We start from the raw sequence: 15,588 nt of genomic DNA, 5'->3' as shown, positions 1-15,588 counted from the left end.
CTATAAGAATAAATCTCTTTCGCCATTTTCTATCTTTTCTAGATTTTTAAGTGTAAGTTGTTTCATATCTTCACGCTCTATTTTATTTGCTTCATCGTATATTGTTTTTTTGCCAGTTATAGCTAAATCTTCATCACCGTAGTCACATATAAATTCCATAAGAGTCATAAGGGCGTTAGGATTACATACATTTTCGATATTGCCAGACTTTGCAAGTTGCATAAATCTATCTCCAGTACGTCCAGATCTATAACAAGCAGTACAATAACTAGGAATATATCCATCTTTAATAAGATCTTTAACAACTTGAAGAGGAGTTCGCTCGTCAGATGTTATAAATTGACCAACATCTTTCTTAGCATCACTTTCTTTATATCCACCAACACCTGTACATGAACCAGCACTTACTTGAGAAACACCATAGTCAATAACTTCATTTCTCATATCAACACTTTCGCGAGTTGAAAGTATAATTCCAGTAAAAGGAACAGCAAGACGAATAATAGCAACAATCTTTTTAAATTCATCATCAGTTACGATGTTTGGAAATTGATCTAATGACATACCTTCAGCTTTTTTAAGTCTAGGAACTGATATTGTATGGAAGCCAACTCCATATTCTTTTTCAAGGTGATCATTATGAAGCATGAGAGCTAAAATTTCAAATTTGTAATCAGCAAGACCAAATAATACTCCACCACCAACATCGTCAATGCCTGCTTCCATAGCGCGGTCAAAAGCAGTAAGATGGTAGTTATAATCCCCCTTTAAACACTTAGGGTGCATCTCTTTGTATATATCTTCATGATATGTTTCTTGGAAGAGAATATAAGTACCTATATTTCTATCTTTTAAAGATTTGTAGTTTTCAACAGTAGTTGCAGCTATATTAACGTTAATTCGTCTTATATTACCATTAACATTTTCCGTTTCGTATATAGTATCAATTGCCTCAAAAACATAATCAATAGGACAATTAACTGGATCTTCACCAACTTCAAGTGCTATTCTTTTATGACCCATTTTTTCAAGTAATTTAACTTCTTCTTGTATTTGTTCTTTGTCAAGTCGTCTTCTAGGGAATTCATTACACCTTTGATATCCACAATAACGGCAGTTGTTAACGCAGTAGTTAGAGATATATAAAGGAGCAAACATAACAACTCTTTTGCCGTATATTTTATTTTTTATAGAACCGGCTACAGAGTAAAGTTCTTTTAATAATTCGCCATCTTCTATATATAATAGTTTTGCAATTTCTTCATGTGTTAAACCTTGAAAATTCTTTGCTTTTTGAAGTATAGTTTTAATTTCATCTTTTGAAGTAGTTTTATTGTTTTCTAAAAGTTCACCTATATAATCATGATTTATAAACATATTATTTCCCCCATTCGCTATGATCTCCACGGCCCATATCTACACTATAACCAGTTGAGTTAATCCTAACTTCTATGCACTTTCTGCAGTGAGCAGCCTCATCGCCAGTACAAATTTTATCTTTATAAAGCTCATATAATTCACGTACATTCGTAGGTGAAAGATTAGGCATAACAACATTTGCTCCTGCTTTTAAAGCTTTTTCTCTACCTTTTGAATCAAGGGTACCAAGTGCTGTTGTTGATGGAAGTAATGCGCTTGGTAAAAGAAGTCTTGTGATTGCTACCATTACAAGAGTTTTTTCGACTGTTCCTCCAATAGATGAGCCAAGTGGTGTATCTTCATGAGGTATAAAAGGACCAATTCCTATCATTTCAGGATTTAATTCTTTTAAAAATTCTAAGTCGTTTACAAAGTCTGATGTTTTTTGATTTGGAAGACCAACCATAAAACCAGCTCCAACTTGATAGCCAAGTTCTTTTAATATAAATAAACAGTTACGTCTATTGTCAAAACTCATATTGGGATGTAAACTTTCATAAAGTTCTTTTGAAGCAGTCTCATGGCGAAGCAAGTATCTATCAGTTCCAGCTTCTTTTAACTTCTTATAAGATTCCATAGATTTTTCACCTACAGAGAGAGTGATTGCAACATCTGGATATTTATATTTAATAGATTTGACAATATCACAAAGTAGATCATCGCTAAAAAAAGGATCTTCGCCTCCTTGCATAACAAATGATCGGTATCCAAGTCTATAACCTTCATCAGAGCATTCTAAAATTTGTTCTTTTGATAATCTGTATCGTTCAACCTTTGAATTTGAAGCTCTAATTCCACAGTAGTTACAGTTTTGCTTACAGTAATTTGTAAACTCGATAAGTGCACGCATAAAAACGGATTTATCATAATATTCTTCCTTTCTTTTTCGAGCAAGATTAAAGAGAAATTCATAGTCATTCTCATCAATATTATCAATTAGTAAGGTAAACTCATCACGACTTAAATTAGAATTATCATATAACTTTTGTATTAGATTTTTAGTAGTATTCATATTTACTCCTTTTCAAAAAAATAAAAAACTTCTTGTTTAGTAAACATAGAAGTAAATAAAATCAATAACAAAAATGCCTTTTTCAATAAAGAAAATTTGGCATATTGATAGTATAACTTCCTTATAGATTAGATTTCTCTTTTCCTTTAGGTGATAGTTTTTTTAAAGAACTCGCCAAGTAAAAATTAAAATAATTACTTGGAAAGTTACTTATTAATAAGTTATCAGAAAATACTTTCAATGTCAATAGTATTATACAATGCTATATAATTTCTTTTTTTGAAATAGAGGTTTTTACACTCATATTGCTAATGTTACCAAGTTTTCCAGTAAGACTATTAATCTCATCTAAGGAACCAACTACAGTAATAGAAATAACACTAATGCCTTCATCATGAAATGGAATACCCATTCTACCACGTATTATAGGCTGATAAGATGAAATTACATCATTAAATTGATGATTATTATTAATAGGATCTTCTAGAATAGCGGATATTATTGCGACTCTTTTCATATTTTACCTCCAAATATTATATGTTTTTAATATTATTATTTTACATTAAAAACGTGGAATTTAAAAGAACTATTATGAAATAGTAAGATTGAGAGGAGTTTATTATTATATTGCCGAATACAGATCAAGATGGAGCTAAAAAGAATTTGATGATACCCTAGGAACTGCTATAGAGAAAATTTATAATGCTTCAATTATATAAAATAAAAAGCTATGCTTATTATAATAGTGAGTATAGCTTTTTTAAAGTATAAACTTGTTATATAATCATAATAAATAGGTATATTATAACTATAATAATAAAACTGGAGGTAGAGAAAGATGAAGAAGTCAAATGAAATAGAAAAATATAAAAAACATTATGATGAGAAAGAGTTTTTAGGTAAAGTATTTAAATATGCAAAGACAGCAGGGATAAACGTTGTATATGTAGGCTTGCTATTATTTTATACATTACAAAATCCTAAATTGCCTCGCAAGTTAAAAAATGTAGTAATCGGTTCTTTAGGATATTTTATTTTGCCCATAGACTTGGTGCCTGATATGATACCACTTGCAGGCTATACTGATGATTTAGGAATTTTAATGGCAGCTATAGTAATGGTAGCTTTTTATATAGATGAAGATGCTAAGACAAAAGCCAAAGAAAAATTGAAAGATTTATTTGGGGAATACGATGAAAAATTATTAGAAGAAATTAATAAAAAAATCAATAAAAGCAAACAAAAAGAAAATTAAACGATTTGGGTTTGAAAATAATAAAGGATGGAGTGGACTTATGTTATTAATAAAAAATGTACAAGTTTATTCTCCAGAGTATATTGGAGAAAAAGATGTATTAATTGTAAATGAAAAGATAAGCTTAATAGAAGACAATATAGAAAAATTTAGTGAAAAGATAAAAGTTATAGATGGTAAAGATAAGATATTAACCCCAGGACTAATTGACAATCATGTTCATATAACTGGTGGAGGTGGGGAAGGTAGCTTTAAAACTAGAGTGCCAGAGATTACACTTTCTAAATTAATTGAAGGGGGTATAACAACAGCTATAGGACTTATGGGTACAGATTCTACTACTCGAAGTGTAGAAAATCTAGTTGCTAAGGCTAAAGCGTTAAAAGAAGAAGGCGTATCTGTTTATGTTCACACCGGTGCTTATAGTTATCCATCACCTACATTGACAGGGGAAGTTAAAAAAGATATAACATTTTTAGAAGAAATAATAGGGGTAAAGATAGCTCTTTCAGATCATAGATCTTCAAGTTTAAGTGAAGATGAACTAGCTCATCTGGCATCTGATGCTAGGATTGCAGGAATGCTTTCAGGTAAGGCAGGCATAGTGGTAGCTCACATGGGAGATGGTGAAGATGGACTAGGAATAGTAAATAGGGTTTTAGAAAAGACTGAAATACCAATTAGAACTATAAGACCTACTCATGTGAACAGAAAAAAAGAACTATTGATGGAAAGTTTTGAGTATGCAAAAAAAGGTGGAATAATTGATCTAACATGTGGAATGTCCGATGAATTATCACCAAGAAAAGTTATAAAACAGGCTAAAGAAAAAGGAGTACCTTTAGAAAATATAACTATAAGTTCTGATGGATATGGAAGCTTTTCAGATTATGATGAATATGGAAATTTATTGAGAATAGGAGTATCCTCAGTAAAAGATCTATTATTAGAATTAACTAAAATGGCAAAAGAAGAAAATTTTGACCTCCAAGAAGCATTGATGTTTTTTACTACAAATGTTGCAAAGGCATTAAGTTTATATCCTAAAAAAGGGATAATAAAAGAAAGTTCAGATGCAGATTTATTGATGCTAAATAAAGATATAGAATTAGTTTCAGTAATATCTAAAGGTAAATTGATGATGAATGATTCTAAAATAATAGTAAAGGGAACTTATGAATAGAAACACAGTAGTATAATTAATTTTAAATTATGCATATAGAAATCCATTGGTAAATTGATAGCAAAATGGATTTCTATATGCATTTGTTATTTAAGTGATGGTGAACAATATTAATAGCTAGTTCTACTATTAAAGTATGTTAAATATAATATAAAGTTAAAAGAAATAAAAGCCATATATTGGGTAAACTATAGTTAAGAATATTTAAATTATGGGTTATTATCTAGGGGGAATTTTTCATGAAAAAGCTATTTATAATATTGTTATTAAGTGTTAGTGTATCTTTGATAAGTGGGTGCAGTAAAGATGTAGATGATAAGACGGGTGTAGATGGAGTAGTAAAAAACGACATAGATAAAGATAAAGATAAAGAAAAGGATATTAATGAGCCTACAGTAGATACTTCTGGAAAAGGAAAGATTATATATAAAAATGAAGAATATGGTTTTAACTTAGAAATTCCTTCGTGGTGGAAAGATAGTTATAGGGTCGAAAATGGAATTTGGATGGATGAAATGAGTAAAAGTGTAAGTTTTAACTTTGATATAAATGATATTTCTGGAAATATATTTACTATTATTATACTAGATGAAAAAATAAAAAAAGAAGAATGGGAAGATCCTCTTTTAACATATATAATGGAACATGATGGAAAGACTTATTGCTATTTACCAGCTATGGAACCTACAGACGAATTATTAAAAGAAGAAAATAAAGAACATTTTAATACGGTTAGTAAAATGGTAGAAGAAGTACCAAGAATAATGGAAACTTTTAATATTGGAAAATAAATATCATTAATAGAGACTTTATGATAAAATAAGAGATAGCAACATTAACCAAAATATTAAAAGAGGTGGAAAGATGAAAAAAAGTAAAACACTAAGAAATATAAGTATGATTTTATCATTTATATTTATATTTGGTAGCTTTGTATATGCAGATAGCGATAAGGTAGTGACACTTGGAAAAAACTTAGATGATGCCCAAAGAAAGCAGATATTAGAAATTTTTAAAGTAAATGAAAAAGATGTTAAGATAATAGAAGTAAACAATCAGGAAGAAAGAAAGTATTTGGAAGGAGTAGCTACTGAAGCACAGCTTGGTAAGATTACCATGAGTTCAGCTTATGTAGAACTATTGGAAGAGGGTTCTGGAATAGAAGTTGAAACTTATAATATATCTTGGGTTACAAAAGAGATGTATGCCAATGCACTTGTTACAGCAGGAGTTAAAAATGCTAAGATAATAACAGCAGCACCTTTTCCAGTGTCAGGTACAGGAGCTCTTACAGGAGTTATGAAGGCATTTGAGCAGGCAACTGGTGAGAAAATAAGTGAAGAGCAAAAAAAGGTAGCCAATGAGGAAGTTGTAAGAGTTGGAGAGCTAGGAGAAGAAGTTGGAAAAGATAAGGCGGCAGAATTAGTTAAAAAAGTAAAAGAAGAGGTAATAGAAAAGAATGTAAAAGACCCAGAAGAAATTAAGAAGATTATAATAGAGATTGCAGGTAATCTAAATATAAATCTAAACACTGATCAAATTCAAAAGATTGGTGGACTTATGGAAAAAATAACAAATCTTGACTTAAATACCCAAACCATAAAAGATCAGCTTAAAGACATAGGAAATAAATTAGATGATACAATAAAAAATAATGAAGAAGTAAAGTCTCTTCTTCAAAGGATATTAGATGCTATAAAAAACTTCTTTAACTCTATATTTAAATAGTATAGAGTTAATATAATAATCCAATATTTAAGAAAAATCAATTTATTTTAAAAAACTCTTGCAATTTAGAATAAAATGTAATAAGATAATAATAATTTAATAAACAAAAGTTATCTTAGAGATAAAAGTACAAAAAATTTAATTACAGAGAGCTGATACTTGGTGAGAATCAGTATTAAAGATGTATAATGATCCCTCTAAGGCTATAAAGACGAAATATTAAAAGTAGTTTTTATCGGTAATCTTTTTTTAAAGATGCGCCACCGTTATATGGCTCGGGCTAAAAGTAAAATCTTTGGGCCTTAAAGGCACTTAAACTAAGTGTAAACATGGGTGGTACCACGATAATCTCGTCCCTAGTATATTTTTATATACTAGGGATTTTTTAATGCTAAAAAGGAGCTGAGTAGATGTTAAGATTATATGATTTTATGGAAGCTAGAGAAAGACTTGGAACAGTAATTACTAGGACAGAACTTATATATAGCACAATATTTTCAAAAGAAACTGGAAATGAAGTTTTTATAAAACCTGAAAACTTGCAAAGAACAGGATCATTTAAAATAAGGGGAGCCTATAATAAAATATCAAAACTCCCTAAAGAAGAAAAAGAAAAAGGCGTAATATCATCATCTGCGGGCAATCATGCTCAAGGGGTAGCATTAGCTGCCCAAAAATTAGGTCTCAAATCCACAATTGTAATGCCTAAATATACTCCTTTAATAAAGGTGCAGGCAACGAGAGAATATGGGGCAGAAGTAGTTTTACATGGAGAAGTATATGATGATGCTCATAAGAAGGCTTTAGAGCTTCAACAAGAATGTGGATATACTTTTATACATCCATTTAATGATGAAGATATAATAGAAGGTCAAGGTAGTATTGCATTAGAAGTGTTAGAAGAACTTCCCGATACAGATATAATATTAGTACCTCTAGGGGGAGGAGGACTAGTTTCTGGGATTGCTGCAGCAGCTAAACTCAAAAACCCAGAAGTAAAGATAATAGGGGTTGAACCAGAAGGTGCAGCATGTGCAAGTAAATGTATGGAAGAGGGAAAGATTGTAGAATTAGATGAAGCCATTACAATAGCAGATGGAGCGGCCGTAAAGAAAATAGGGGATGTAAACTTTGACTATATATGTAAATATGTAGATGAAATAATAACAGTTTCTGATTATGAACTTATGGAGTCATTTTTACTATTGGTAGAAAAACATAAGATTATAGCTGAGAATGCTGGGATATTAGCTGTGGCAGGACTTAAAAAGATAAAAGCTAAGGGAAAGAAAATAGTAGCTATAGTAAGTGGAGGCAATATAGATGTTTTAACTATTTCTTCAATGATAAGTAAAGGGCTCATACAAAGGGGTAGAATATTTAGCTTCTCAATAAGTCTTCCAGATAAGCCAGGACAACTTGTAAATGTTTCACAAATATTGGCAGATTCAAATGCCAATGTAATAAAACTTGATCACAATCAGTTTAAAAACCTTGATAGATTTCACGATGTTGAACTTCAAGTAACGGCAGAGACAAATGGTGAAGAACATATAGAAAAGATTATAGAAGCCTTAAATAAAGAAGGATATGAAATAAACAGACTTAATATGGGACATTAATTTTACTTAACAAAATGAGCGATAATTTTATCGCTCATTTTGATATCTTTATTTTTTTAGTGGTACTAAATTTAAAAATACATCTTTATTTTGCTTTATTTTTGTTTCATTTCCAAATACACATAGATAATTTTGTTGCATTATTTTTTCAAGTAATTTTGCGTAGGACTTAATTTGTTCTTCAGTAGTAGATAAAACTTCTTCCATTTGTTTTTTTACATCTCCATATTCTAAATGGGTTATATATCTGCTAAGACCAATTTGTCCTTTTTGAGAAGCAGTTAGTGGTGGATCTAGTTTATTCATAGTTCCTATTATATAATTTGTAAGATCATCTTTAGTTAAAATTAGATTTTTAAGATATTCACCTAAATTATCATATACTTTAAGTGTTTCTACAAGGTTGGGATCTCTATATGAGTAAGTTGATACATCACCTTTAAGATTAAAACTTATACCCGCACCATATGCTCCACCCTTTGCACGAATCCAGTTATGAAGATAGTCTCTACTTAGTATAGTAGAAAGAACCGACATATTTCCATTGTATTCGTATCCTAATTGTTTTAAATTATATCCTTTAGAAACATATTGAACATTGGATGAAGATAGAATACCCTCATTTAACTTTTCTACACTTAAATCTATAATCTTTTCTTCATATTTTTCTTCGTTTAATACATCTTTTACAATATTTAAGTTTTTCTTTACTAGTTCTAAATCCTCTTTTTCACCTGTAACATTTACTATTAAACCATTTTTATTAAATACTAAATCATAAGCTTTTTGAAGATTTTCTAATATGCTATCAGATTTGTCGTCAAAGTTTTGAGCTAAATCTTCAATAAACCATAAGAAATCAAGGCCAGATATGAGTTCTAAGTATTTACCTGGTTTAGAAAAATATGATGTCACTCTTCCAGAAGCTACTGCATGACCAGAACTGTATATATTCATTTCAATTCTAGATTTTATTTGATTTATTATTTCTTTTATCCTCTTTTTATCTTCAAGTTTTGTATTTGTTATAAGTTCTTTAATAAGATTAAAAAGTTCAGTAGTTTTCTGTCTTATTACCTTACTTGTTAACATTAATTTAGGATAGAAATCATCGCTCTTCTTATCTGATAGGGCAGATATATTTAGATAGATTCCGCCAGTATTTATATAGATTTCATTAGATAGATCTCCATAGCTATAGTTTTTAGTATCTACACTTCCTACTATTTGAGCCAATAAGCTTACATAGGGCACCAAATCTTTTTCTATGTGTTTTAAATCAAACACTAAATCTAAATAAATAATTCCACTTGTAAATAAGTCGTGATGAAGTATTGTAACATCTTTTTCGTATATATCTTGATCTATTTGTAAAGGTTTATTATTTACATCTTCTATTAAAAGTTTTGGTATAGTATTTTTATCTTCTATAGTATCTTCAGAAAGCTGAAATTTTTCAAGTGCCTTATTTTCCTCTATCAATGCATCTAGTTCATCAGCGGTTAATGAGGCCTTATAGGAGGCTAGTTGTTCTTCTATTATTTTATCTTTTTCTTCAGCAAGCCCTTTTTGAGGTTTTAAAATTACTAGAGATTGATGATTGTTTTCTATAAAGTTTTTTTGTATATAGTCTTCATAGTAATTTGTTTTTAAAGCTTCTCTAAAAAATTTAATAGTTTCTTCATATTCTAAATTAGCTAGAGGATCTCCATCATATAGCCATGTGTCAAATATATTAAAACCATAGACTATACCTACTGTAGCATATCCACCAGCTTCCCTTAAACTATATTCTAATTTATTTATGGTAGCTTCTATTAACTTTTTATCTATACCTTCTTTTATGAGTTTGTTTAAAGTATTAAATATTACTTCTTTAAACTTATCTTTTTGGTTTTCGCTTGCATTTTTAGCTATTATACTGAAGGCAGGCTGAATGCCTCCAGATGAAGAACCTATTATATCTTCTCCAATTCCAGCATCTAAAAGTGCTTCTTTTATAGGGCCTGCAGTAGAGTTTATAAGCACATCATTTAATATTTCATTCATCAAACTATCTTTTTTATCAGTTGCTTTACCAATTACGAAATTTAAAGATAGATAGTCTTTATTTTCATCACTTTCATCTTGAGCTATAGGATAGTATTCTACTAAATCGTTTTTTATAGCATTTTGAATTGGTATTTCTGTATCTATTTCTTTTTTATCAAAATTACTTAAATATTCTTTATCGATATATGATAGATGTTCTAATACATCTCCATCTCCATATAGATAAATATAACTATTTGAAGGATGATAGTATTTAGTATGAAACTTTAAGAAGTTCTCATGCGTTAGCTCTGGTATAATATATGGATCACCCCCTGAAGAGTGTCTATAGATCGTATCAGGAAATAGTGATTGAGATATTCTTTCACCTAAAAGAGATTCTGCTGAAGAATATGCTCCACGCATTTCATTGTAAACTACCCCTTTATATTCTATAGGGCTATCTTTATCCATGATTTCATAATGCCAACCTTCTTGCATAAATATTTCAGGCATTTCATAAATCCTAGGGTTGAATACTGAATCAAGATATACATCCATTAAATTTTGAAAGTCTTTATCGTTTCTACTTGCTACAGGATAAATTGTTTTATCAGGGTAGGTCATAGCATTTAAAAAAGTTTGAAGTGAACCCTTTATCAAATCCATAAATGGTTCTTTTGTTCTATATTTTGTAGAACCAGATAAAACTGAGTGTTCAATTATATGAGGAACTCCGGTGCTATCTTCTGGTGGTGTTCTAAATCCTATAGTAAATACTTTATTATTGTCTTCATTTGATAAATAAATAAGCTTTGCACCAGTTTTTTCATGAGTGAAAAGCCTTGAGATAGAATTTACTTCTTTAACATTCTTTTCTTCTAAAAGTTTAAAGCCATTATATATTTTACCTATTTCAAAATTCAAATTATTACCTCCTGTTTGTTTAATTAAATTTCCAATGAATACCTATTATTATATACTATTTTGTTTAATAGACAATATAAGATGCTCTCTTCTTTTTCTAAAACGAAACTAAGAAAAGAGCATCCTTGGAATACTTTTCTACTTATCGTGTAAATCGTCTTGAGTTTGAAAATCCTCTCGTAATACTTCAGATTCTAAATTTTCTGTTGGGATAATGAGCCCATCTTCAGTTAGTTCAAATTTACTCTCATAATTTTTATTTACCATAAGAAGTATTTTTCCATTTTGTACTTCTTCATAACAATCATCTCTATATTTTTCATCTAAATCCATTTTATTAAAAGCATCTATTACAGAATCATTTCCTTTTAAAAAACTTTTAAATCTATCAAATAGCGAATCATCTTCTTGTTTTATCATAACGCCTGTGTAACCCTTTAGCATTGAAATTTCTTCATCATCATCTACTATTATATACATATCATCTTCTTCATATCCTTCTCTTTTTAAATCATCTATTCTCTTTATAACCTCAAGTTCATTATCAAAAAGTTCTACTTTGTTTTCCATCATATTTAAAGCCCCTTTCTATTTATGAATTATTATAAATATACCCTTATGAACTTGTTATTAAGCATAGATATGAATAAGAAAATCCTTATAGGGGTATAAGATTTATAATAAAATAAATTAGGTGGTGATTTTATGGATAAAATTATGGATAAACTACGTAAAAAATATGGAGATAAAAAGTGGATTATCTTCATTGAACAACTTCTATTTAGATTCGATGACGATGGGGTAACAGCAATTGGAGCCCAGTTAGCTTATTATTTAACTTTGGCTATATTTCCTTTTATTATATTTTTTTTAAGTATACTACAATTTACTCCACTTGCTGATGTAAATGTACTTCAAAAGCTTTTATCACCATTGCCAGGAGAAACAGGTAAACTATTATATGATCTTATAAATAATATAATAAAAGATGGAAGCATTGCACTTTTATCATTTGGTGCTATAGGAAGTATTTGGTCTTCTTCAAATGGAGTTATGGCTGTTATGAAAGCAGTAAATAGAGCTCTTGATTTAGATGAAGATAGACCATATATAAAACTTAGAGGTCTATCTATATTATTTACAATAGGATTATTTTTAATTCTTATAATTGCTTTTACTGTTTTAATATTTGGTGAAGTCATATTTAATGCTTTATTTATTTCTTATACATGGCCAACAGTTATCATATGGAAGATATTAAAGTTTTTAATTCCATTAGTTTTTATGGTTTTGTCAATTACTATACTTTATAAATATTCCCCATCTGTAAAAGAAGGCATAGAGATAAAGTTTTCAGAGAGTATTCCGGGTGCTATATTTGCAAGTTTGCTTTGGATTGTATTATCAATTACATTTTCATTCTATGTAAGTAATTTTGGAAGTTATTCTAAAACTTATGGAAGTCTTGGAGGAGTCATAGTGTTTTTAATATGGCTTTATATGAGTAGCATAGTAATAGTATTAGGTGCAGAAGTAAATGCAACACTTCTATCTATGAAGGATAAGAAGAGCAAAAGGATAAGGATGATAGAAAAATAAAAGGTATTTGAATGATTTTGTTTTTCTATGGTTTCAAAAGTTTATAGAATTGGAAAAATTGGAGGAAAAAAAGTTGAATAAAAAGAATGTGTCAAAATGGGTTATAGGAATTGCAATTGTTGCTTTAGCTATGTTTTTAATTTTCAGACTTACTGGCAACAAAGAGATACAAGGGGAAGAAATCGAAGTAAAAGAGGGAGATATATCTACTTACTATAACTTCTCAGGAAGCATTGAAGCTAAGAATAAAAGCACTATATTTGCAGAACTACCTCTTCAAGTAAGTGAGTTTTTAGTAGAAAAGGGTGAAAAGGTAGAAAAAGGAGATGTAATATATAAAAGCTCAACTGGGCAAAATGTAAAAGCTGATATATCTGGAGAAATTTCTAAGATAGGGGTAGAAGAAAATGCTCAGATATCTCCTGGAACTGAGATAATCGAAATAGTTGACTATAATGAGTTAGAATTAAAAGTAAAAGTAGATGAATATGATTTAAATTCAATAAAAGTAGGAACTAAAGTAGAAGTAACAGTAAACGCACTGGATAAAATATTTAAAGGTGAAATAGTTGATATTTCAAAGCAGGGAGTATATATGAATGGTGTGACATTTTTTGAAACTTTGATATCAGTAGAGAGTGAAGAGGGTATAAGAGTAGGAATGAGTGCTGAAGCTAAAGTGTTAAATGAAGAATCAAATAATACTAAAATATTGCCCATGAATTCTATAGAATTTAGAAATGACAACACCCCTTATGTAAATATAAAGAAAGATAAAAGTGTAAAAGAAAAAGAAATAGAAATTGGGATTACTGATGGTGTAAATGTAGAAATAAAATCAGGACTTGAAATAGGAGATAAAGTATTTATACCTAAAGTAGAAACCAATAACTTTGGACCACCTGAAGGAGTAAGGCGTTCAGATGACTCTGAGGTGAACAAGGATGAGTAAAATACTTGATATGAAAAATATTACTAAGATCTATGAGATGGGGTCTGAAAAAGTAGTTGCACTAGATAATGTCAGTATATCTATAAATACTGGAGAATTTGTCACTATTTTAGGGCCATCGGGCTCTGGAAAATCAACTCTTATGAATATAATAGGATGTTTAGATACTCCAACTAAGGGAGAATATATCTTATCAGATAAGAAAGTAGCTGGACTAAATGAAAAAGAACTTGCAAATATAAGAAATAAAGAGATAGGTTTTATATTTCAATCATTTCAATTACTTCCTAAACTGACAGCTGCTAAAAATGTAGAACTACCATTGATTTATGCAGGTGTAAATTTAAATAGAAGAAAAGAAATTTCCAGGGAAATACTTTCAAAAGTAGGGCTAGGAGATAAGGCTAATAATCTACCTACTCAATTATCTGGAGGTCAGCAACAAAGAGTTGCTATAGCTCGTGCTATATCAACCGAACCGTCTATACTATTAGCTGACGAACCTACCGGAGCTTTAGATCAAGAAACAGGTATAAAGATTTTAGAATTATTTAAGGAATTAAATAAAGAAGGCAGAACTATAATCATGATAACTCATGATAAAAGTATAGCTCAATATGGTGATAGAATACTAAATATAGTTGACGGGAAGATAACAGAAAGCGGTGAATTCTATGATAAAAGATAGTATAAAAATGTCATGGGATAATATAATAAGCAATAAAGTTAGATCTTTTTTAACTGTTCTAGGAATTGTAATAGGTGTAGCCTCAATAATATCTCTTATAACTATTGTACAAGGGGCTACAGATGAGGTTACAAATCAGGTTTCAAGTCTTGGAGCAAATACTATAACAATACAAGCACCAGGAACACCATTAAAGAAAGGATTAAATGATAAAGATTTAGAAAGTTTAAGCCAGATAGACAATATAAAGGGAGTCTCTCCTACCATTACCAGCAAAGTATCTATAGCTGCTAATGGAATGGCTATGAAAGATATAGATATAAAGGGGAGAAATAATATATTTTTTGAAGAAAGCAGTGAAGATATAAATTTTGGAAGAGGGTTTAATCCTTTAGATTTAGAAAGAAAAACCAAAGTTGCTGTATTGGGAAGTGGCATAAATAGAGACATATTTTTAAATCAGAACCCTATAGGTAAAGATATAAAGATAAATGGTTTAAGTTTTAAAGTAATAGGAACTTTAAAGCCAGGTAGTGAGTTTGATTTTTCATCAAATAATGATTCTATATTCATACCTTATACTACTGCCATAACCACACTTAGTACTAGAAATATAAATGAAGCAGATATATATATGAAGGATAGTTCTAAATCAGATGAAATTATTGAAGATATAAAATTAATTTTAAATAGAGCGTTTAATTATAAAGACAATGCTTATTTCGTATTTAATTTTGAGGATATTATAGACGCTATAGATGATATTACTGGACTTATGACACTTTTACTTGCAGGGATAGCATCTATTTCTCTTTTAGTAGGTGGAATTGGCATAATGAATATGATGCTAGTCTCAGTAACTGAGAGAACATCAGAAATAGGTCTTAGAAAAGCACTAGGTGCCGAGCCCAATAGAATACAATTACAATTTATATTGGAATCGATATTTCTATCTCTATTTGGTGGATTATTTGGTCTTTTATTGGGACTTTTAATAGCATATGTAGCTGCAAAAACTATAGGATATCCTTTTTCAGTTTCTGCTATGACTATATTTATAGCGATTGGATTTTCATCTGTTGTAGGGATAGTCTTTGGATATGCACCAGCAAGAAAAGCGAGTAAACTAAACCCTATTGATGCTCTTAGAACATTATAGTTTAAGATTATAA

The 15,588-nt window shown here is 29.7% G+C and carries 14 protein-coding genes; 9 read left to right on the top strand and 5 right to left on the bottom strand.

Going from position 1 to position 15,588, the window contains the following annotated elements:
• The 3 genes from hydG to TICRE_RS00715 all read right to left on the bottom strand — a co-directional run bounded on the left by hydG (window position 1) and on the right by TICRE_RS00715 (window position 2,948).
• Window positions 1-1,377 carry a [FeFe] hydrogenase H-cluster radical SAM maturase HydG gene (hydG, locus tag TICRE_RS00725; RefSeq protein WP_075724123.1) on the bottom strand — a complete coding sequence of 459 codons (1,377 nt, stop codon included), beginning with the start codon at window positions 1,375-1,377 and terminating at the stop codon, window positions 1-3.
• A 1-nt stretch (window position 1,378) separates the two neighbouring features.
• Window positions 1,379-2,431 carry a [FeFe] hydrogenase H-cluster radical SAM maturase HydE gene (gene hydE, locus TICRE_RS00720; protein ID WP_075724122.1) on the bottom strand — a complete coding sequence of 351 codons (1,053 nt, stop codon included), beginning with the start codon at window positions 2,429-2,431 and terminating at the stop codon, window positions 1,379-1,381.
• Window positions 2,432-2,693: 262 nt separating this feature from the next.
• Entirely contained in the window at window positions 2,694-2,948 is a 255-nt protein-coding gene (locus tag TICRE_RS00715) for a TM1266 family iron-only hydrogenase system putative regulator (RefSeq protein ID WP_075724121.1), read from the bottom strand.
• 321 nt (window positions 2,949-3,269) lie between these two features.
• On the opposite strand from TICRE_RS00715, the gene TICRE_RS00710 reads away from it, so the two are divergent.
• From TICRE_RS00710 to ilvA, 5 genes are all read left to right on the top strand, one after another.
• Entirely contained in the window at window positions 3,270-3,686 is a 417-nt protein-coding gene (locus TICRE_RS00710; protein WP_075724120.1) for a YkvA family protein, read from the top strand.
• 40 nt (window positions 3,687-3,726) lie between these two features.
• Window positions 3,727-4,869 carry a beta-aspartyl-peptidase gene (iadA, locus tag TICRE_RS00705; protein ID WP_075724119.1) on the top strand — a complete coding sequence of 381 codons (1,143 nt, stop codon included), beginning with the start codon at window positions 3,727-3,729 and terminating at the stop codon, window positions 4,867-4,869.
• A gap of 239 nt (window positions 4,870-5,108) precedes the next feature.
• On the top strand, window positions 5,109-5,660 hold the full coding sequence (locus TICRE_RS00700) for a hypothetical protein (RefSeq protein ID WP_075724118.1): 552 nt from the start codon (window positions 5,109-5,111) through the stop codon (window positions 5,658-5,660).
• Between the two features lie 73 nt (window positions 5,661-5,733).
• A complete protein-coding gene (locus TICRE_RS00695) occupies window positions 5,734-6,597 on the top strand; it encodes a DUF1002 domain-containing protein (RefSeq protein ID WP_075724117.1) in 864 nt (287 codons plus the stop codon).
• Between the two features lie 410 nt (window positions 6,598-7,007).
• Window positions 7,008-8,219: a threonine ammonia-lyase gene (ilvA, locus tag TICRE_RS00690; RefSeq protein ID WP_075724116.1), complete on the top strand. Its 1,212-nt coding sequence runs from the start codon at window positions 7,008-7,010 to the stop codon at window positions 8,217-8,219.
• Between the two features lie 48 nt (window positions 8,220-8,267).
• On the opposite strand, the gene TICRE_RS00685 is transcribed toward ilvA, so the two are convergent.
• Window positions 8,268-11,177, bottom strand: a complete 2,910-nt coding sequence (locus TICRE_RS00685) for an insulinase family protein (RefSeq protein WP_075724115.1) — start codon at window positions 11,175-11,177, stop codon at window positions 8,268-8,270.
• 138 nt (window positions 11,178-11,315) lie between these two features.
• Window positions 11,316-11,750, bottom strand: a complete 435-nt coding sequence (locus tag TICRE_RS00680) for a general stress protein (RefSeq protein ID WP_075724114.1) — start codon at window positions 11,748-11,750, stop codon at window positions 11,316-11,318.
• A gap of 132 nt (window positions 11,751-11,882) precedes the next feature.
• On the opposite strand from TICRE_RS00680, the gene TICRE_RS00675 reads away from it, so the two are divergent.
• The 4 genes from TICRE_RS00675 to TICRE_RS00660 all read left to right on the top strand — a co-directional run bounded on the left by TICRE_RS00675 (window position 11,883) and on the right by TICRE_RS00660 (window position 15,575).
• Window positions 11,883-12,776 (top strand): YihY/virulence factor BrkB family protein, encoded by an 894-nt coding sequence (locus TICRE_RS00675; RefSeq protein ID WP_084191675.1) that lies wholly within the window; start codon window positions 11,883-11,885, stop codon window positions 12,774-12,776.
• 73 nt (window positions 12,777-12,849) lie between these two features.
• Window positions 12,850-13,728, top strand: coding sequence for an efflux RND transporter periplasmic adaptor subunit (locus TICRE_RS00670; RefSeq protein ID WP_075724113.1), 879 nt, complete (start codon window positions 12,850-12,852; stop codon window positions 13,726-13,728).
• Window positions 13,721-14,416 (top strand): ABC transporter ATP-binding protein, encoded by a 696-nt coding sequence (locus TICRE_RS00665; RefSeq protein WP_075724112.1) that lies wholly within the window; start codon window positions 13,721-13,723, stop codon window positions 14,414-14,416. The genes TICRE_RS00670 and TICRE_RS00665 overlap by 8 nt, the downstream gene beginning before the upstream one ends.
• On the top strand, window positions 14,403-15,575 hold the full coding sequence (locus tag TICRE_RS00660; protein ID WP_075724111.1) for an ABC transporter permease: 1,173 nt from the start codon (window positions 14,403-14,405) through the stop codon (window positions 15,573-15,575). Before TICRE_RS00665 ends, TICRE_RS00660 begins: the two co-directional genes overlap by 14 nt.
• Window positions 15,576-15,588 lie beyond the last annotated feature (13 nt).

The organism is Tissierella creatinophila DSM 6911 (assembly GCF_001940565.1).
GTDB lineage: Bacteria > Bacillota > Clostridia > Tissierellales > Tissierellaceae > Tissierella_A > Tissierella_A creatinophila.
Note: the sequence above shows the minus strand (reverse complement) of the source record. Positions and strands in the feature narration are given on the sequence as shown.

Coding starts and splice junctions, on each gene's coding strand:
- hydG (WP_075724123.1), bottom strand. CDS start 1,377: ATGTTTATAAATCATGATTATATAGGTGAACTTTTAGAAAACAATAAA.
- TICRE_RS00665 (WP_075724112.1), top strand. CDS start 13,721: ATGAGTAAAATACTTGATATGAAAAATATTACTAAGATCTATGAGATG.
- TICRE_RS00680 (WP_075724114.1), bottom strand. CDS start 11,750: ATGATGGAAAACAAAGTAGAACTTTTTGATAATGAACTTGAGGTTATA.
- hydE (WP_075724122.1), bottom strand. CDS start 2,431: ATGAATACTACTAAAAATCTAATACAAAAGTTATATGATAATTCTAAT.
- TICRE_RS00715 (WP_075724121.1), bottom strand. CDS start 2,948: ATGAAAAGAGTCGCAATAATATCCGCTATTCTAGAAGATCCTATTAAT.
- iadA (WP_075724119.1), top strand. CDS start 3,727: ATGTTATTAATAAAAAATGTACAAGTTTATTCTCCAGAGTATATTGGA.
- TICRE_RS00710 (WP_075724120.1), top strand. CDS start 3,270: ATGAAGAAGTCAAATGAAATAGAAAAATATAAAAAACATTATGATGAG.
- TICRE_RS00700 (WP_075724118.1), top strand. CDS start 5,109: ATGAAAAAGCTATTTATAATATTGTTATTAAGTGTTAGTGTATCTTTG.
- TICRE_RS00660 (WP_075724111.1), top strand. CDS start 14,403: ATGATAAAAGATAGTATAAAAATGTCATGGGATAATATAATAAGCAAT.
- TICRE_RS00675 (WP_084191675.1), top strand. CDS start 11,883: ATGGATAAAATTATGGATAAACTACGTAAAAAATATGGAGATAAAAAG.
- TICRE_RS00695 (WP_075724117.1), top strand. CDS start 5,734: ATGAAAAAAAGTAAAACACTAAGAAATATAAGTATGATTTTATCATTT.
- ilvA (WP_075724116.1), top strand. CDS start 7,008: ATGTTAAGATTATATGATTTTATGGAAGCTAGAGAAAGACTTGGAACA.